General features: G+C 45.8%; 4 protein-coding genes. All 4 read right to left on the bottom strand.

Annotated elements, in window-relative coordinates; genetic code table 11:
• Positions 1–305: 305 nt before the first annotated feature.
• Entirely contained in the window at positions 306–1,217 is a 912-nt protein-coding gene (locus CIK95_RS02210; RefSeq protein WP_094466147.1) for a DUF6371 domain-containing protein, read from the bottom strand.
• A gap of 2 nt (positions 1,218–1,219) precedes the next feature.
• Complete coding sequence (locus tag CIK95_RS02215; protein ID WP_254046395.1) at positions 1,220–2,101, bottom strand: PriCT-2 domain-containing protein; 882 nt, start codon at positions 2,099–2,101, stop codon at positions 1,220–1,222.
• A gap of 195 nt (positions 2,102–2,296) precedes the next feature.
• Complete coding sequence (locus CIK95_RS02220; protein WP_094466149.1) at positions 2,297–3,718, bottom strand: DUF3987 domain-containing protein; 1,422 nt, start codon at positions 3,716–3,718, stop codon at positions 2,297–2,299.
• Complete coding sequence (locus CIK95_RS02225; RefSeq protein ID WP_094466150.1) at positions 3,711–4,049, bottom strand: AlpA family transcriptional regulator; 339 nt, start codon at positions 4,047–4,049, stop codon at positions 3,711–3,713. The genes CIK95_RS02220 and CIK95_RS02225 overlap by 8 nt, the downstream gene beginning before the upstream one ends.
• Positions 4,050–4,301 lie beyond the last annotated feature (252 nt).

A 4,301-nucleotide genomic window follows, 5' to 3' on the forward strand; every position in this document is an offset into this window, starting at 1 on the left:
AATGTTCTAAGGACAGAATAATCTCTTTCGATTCTTTATATATAGCCCATGTCTGATGGCATGGGAAGAGAATTCATGTATCTCTCTTAACATGCAACTAATCGCTATCTTATCCCGAATTGGGGTATAATGTTTTCCTTTAAATTGTTTGTTATTGGTATTATTATCTGAGCTTGCTCCCCGAATGGGATAACAATTATGTTCTCACCTACTCGCGTTAATGGAAGTTAACGCATATTAGGCTATGCGATTCGTAGAATCACTCTCTTCCCTCTATTCGATTTTGGCTCCTTTGATGAACAAGTTCATCTGCCACAATCGCCTTTACCATATTCGACATATTGATGGAGTTCATCACAATATGTCCCATTGATTCCCTCATGGGAACGAGAGCATTTGTGGCATTCTGGATTCCTGCCGTTCCATCGTTTTTCCTGTGCCATCAGGAATGATTTCATGGCTTCGTCATCCTCTATTTGTGGAGGTGGTTCTGTTTTTACCTCAGATTTGGATATTGGTTTCATCGCATCTTCGTCAATGGAAGAAACACCCACTACCTCCAGATTAAGTGCCTTGACGAGCAGTGCGATGTTGGGATTGGCATCCACCATTCTCATCAAAGCTGCTTCCTCTTCGGTTGGGCGTAGGGGTTGCTGACTGAGAACCATCTGGGCAATGTTGTGACAATCACCTTGTGAATTTTCCATCACGTCTGAGACATGAACATTGAGATTGGGAATCTGCCTTAGGCATTCTTCCCATTTGTTGCACTCCCCCTTGTTTGGGAATACAACTACAGATCTTCCTTTAAGAGGAAGCAAGTCGGAGGACGTAACATTATCCTTTTCGATAGCAAGCCAGATGTATGGCGTTGGGAAACAACTCATAACGGCAGCAGTCAGTTCATCCGTCACCAGTGCAACCGTCTGGCTGGGGAAGGCACCAAGTAAGTGCTCACCAAACATGCAAGTCGGTCGCCCATCTTGATAGTACCAACTGTCATCATAGACCTTGCCTGTTTCGCTATCCATTGTGATGATGTGACCATTAGTAATCTTGTTCTCTGCATTGATGTGCCAGAATATTGATTCGCCTTGCTCTGTAGCACCAATTGGATAGCGTTTCATCAGAGCCTCTAACTTATCTTGGTCAAACCAGATGAAACCACAAAGGTATTCAAAGAATGTGCTATTGAAACTTGTTATCTCCGTGTTCATAATCAGCCCTCCTTCCAGTTGATTCCATGCTGTGAACAGATATGGAAGAACGTACCGATCTTGATATTGCTGACATTGCGCAGAAGATTGTCGAACTTCTTGTCTGTCTCAGATGCTTTGTACTTCGCATTTTGCGAACTGACCATATGGAACAGACTACGTCCACATTCACCAAGTGATGCCAAGGCTGCACCCACATGGAACCATTCATCGTAGGTGGCGGTAATGTCGATGCTACGGTCTTCAATTATATGGCAGCACTTCTCGACCTGTTCCATGTCGTCACCACTATATGCACTGGAACTGTGGTATGCCGGTTTGGGTTCCACCCACACCTTAGTATATAATGTAGCATCCTCATTCACATACGGCTCCGGGTCGTAGGAGATGAAGCGCATCCTGTTCACGTTCTTGCATGCTTTGTCAATGATTAGTCCGCTGTTGGCGAAGTCACGTTTCAGGGCTTCGAACTGATCCTCGTGCTTATCAGGATAGGCAATGCGGAAGATGGCAAACCAGCCTTTGCCACGGATGCTGCGGCCCGCATAGAGTATCTGGGGGATGTTATGCCACTCATGCTTCAGGTCATCGAACCAGTCAACGTCCATGTTGTCTTTCTTGTCGATGTCGATACAGAGAAGGTTCGAGTGGGCCACGAGGTTTTCCGCCTTACATGTAGGGGCAAATGTGCCTGAGATGGTTGCCACGGGCAGTTGCAACTTCAAGCGCTTTTGTTTATCTTCATCCGATATGGAACGGATATACTCAATCTGTTCCTTGTGTTGGTCGTTGAAGAGGAAGTCGCGCAGGGAAATTTCCGTGCCGACATTGTCTTCCACGTTTCTATAATAGCTAATCTTCGTATCAAATAAACTTTTCATCATTATTCAAAATTTAAGTTTGTTGTTGTAGTTGTAGCTTGGCTTAAAGTCTTGTAAATACGGGGCTTAATGCTACAACAAGGATACAACCATATAGATGAGATTCCATGATGGAGATAAGAGCACCTTGGTTGTAGGGTAGTTGTTGGCTTGCGCCCTTTATCCATAGGCTATTACTGATATCTACAACTACAACCATCATTGTTCCTTTAGTATTTTATTGACATACTGCTGTGACACACCGAGGACTTCGGCAAGAGCGTTCTGCGACTTGATTTTGAACTGCCGACTGACTGCCCGAAGCAGGTCGCCGTTGGTCATCGGACGCTGTGTGGCTGCCGAGCCTCGCAACAAAGGATAGATGCGTTCAACATGAATCTGGGTAAAGTAGTCGGCAATGCGAATGGCATATTCCATGCATTCACCTGTGACAACAGGTTCGTTCCAATGCTCAGACAGCAGATGTGCCATGATAGCCAGACGCAGCACATGAATGTTCATCTTCTGCCTCACACCACCGATGTAGTCATCCTCTTCCGCATCAGCCTTCATGTCGTTGGCATCGGCATAGTCAGCGTAGAGTCTTTCAGCCTCATGGGACAGCAAGAGCGGTAAAGATTCCATACTGAACAGCCTTCCTATGATGTCACTCCAGTTGTCACGCATTTCCGTTGTCATCCGTCTGCGGTCCTGTCTCTTGATGAACTCTGCTTTGTCAGGATAGACGAAAAGGAAACGCTGGGTGAAGCCTGAATCCATCAAAGCATCGGTGCCAAACGTCTTGCCGAGTGGTCCTGGTTGAATACCACCAATGATACTCATGGCCGGGTCATCAACCAGCTTGGTATCTTCCGACTTTCGGTTGATGGTAAAACTGACATTCGACCAAGTTGACAGCAATTGAGAAACTTCAGTTCCTGAGCCGTTACCGCCTTTGGAGTATCGACCGAAAGAATCAATGAATGACTTCAGCTCATCGGCAACAATGATAATCATGTCTCCTTGCGCCAGCAATGCGTTACGGGACTCTGGGGAACTATCGCCAGCCACTCGTTGGTGGAATATCGGTTGTTCACCGCTAAAGTTCCTATCCTCACGTTTGCTTTGGTCATATACAGTCTTCGCCTCGGAATACTTGGCAAAGTTAGCTTTGTCATGTTCCCGTAGAGGACTGGTGACTTCCTTCAACGGCCCCGTCTTATTACGACTCGGCTTACCAACCATACAGATGAAGTCACAAGGATAATTGGTGTATGGGTTGGTGGCAAGCAGCACTTTCTTTCCTGCCGCAATGCCTGCCGTTGTCAAACAGATGGAAACGACAAAGTCCTGTGGGCAACCGTACGATTCTGCAACAGTACGAATATAGTCTTGAACAGATTGTGACAGCCAGTCAATTGGTAAGGTTGGTTCTGTGAAATTCGAAGCTTTCAGGTGCTGTACCTCTTTTGACCTTTCGGTAGGAGTGGGCAAAGACTCTGGAGGAACAATGGATGGCGGTTCTTCATCAGGAGGAGTAAGCGGAACCTTGATAGTAGGCTCAACTTTCTCCACCTCTGCATTGACGAGGGAAAGGAAGTCGGGCAGCCCTCCCGCAAATGGCATGACTTGTTCACTCATCTTTGGACTTGTTTATTTCACCATTTAGCAATGCCAGGACATCGCTGTATTTGTACATCACCCGGCGGCCACCAATCTTTCTAGAATGTAGATGCCCTTGCTTATCCCATCGCCAGAGAGTCGTGAAGTTTACATGCAGTATGTGAGCCGCCTCTTCACGAGTGATGAAACGTTCACCTTCCGGTACATTCATCCATGTCTCCAAGTCATTCTGTGCATTCTTTGTTTGAGCTGCCACGATGTTTTGGGCCATCTCGTTTACCAAAGCGTCAAGGTCTTCCCTCGACATTACAACCAGTTGGTTGCCTAAGATCCTATTTTCAGATTGCATAATCACGTTTTTTTGAAGTGAAAGTTTTGTTTGTTATCTCTCATTCGCTCGGTGTCTTATGCACGGATCCTTTTGCATTTCAGATTTAATGAAGTGTCGCGTCCGACAATCCTGTAATCTGAGGCTGACTTACCCTAAAAAAACTTGACACTTTTGGATGCCTAAAACAAAAGTGTATGAGAACAAAAGTAAAACGTGAAAGAGATCGTGTCCTAAATGAAGCGACAGGTCAGTATGAATGGGTATGGGTAG

This window comes from Prevotella sp. P5-108, from assembly GCF_002251385.1.
Classification (GTDB): Bacteria; Bacteroidota; Bacteroidia; order Bacteroidales; family Bacteroidaceae; genus Prevotella.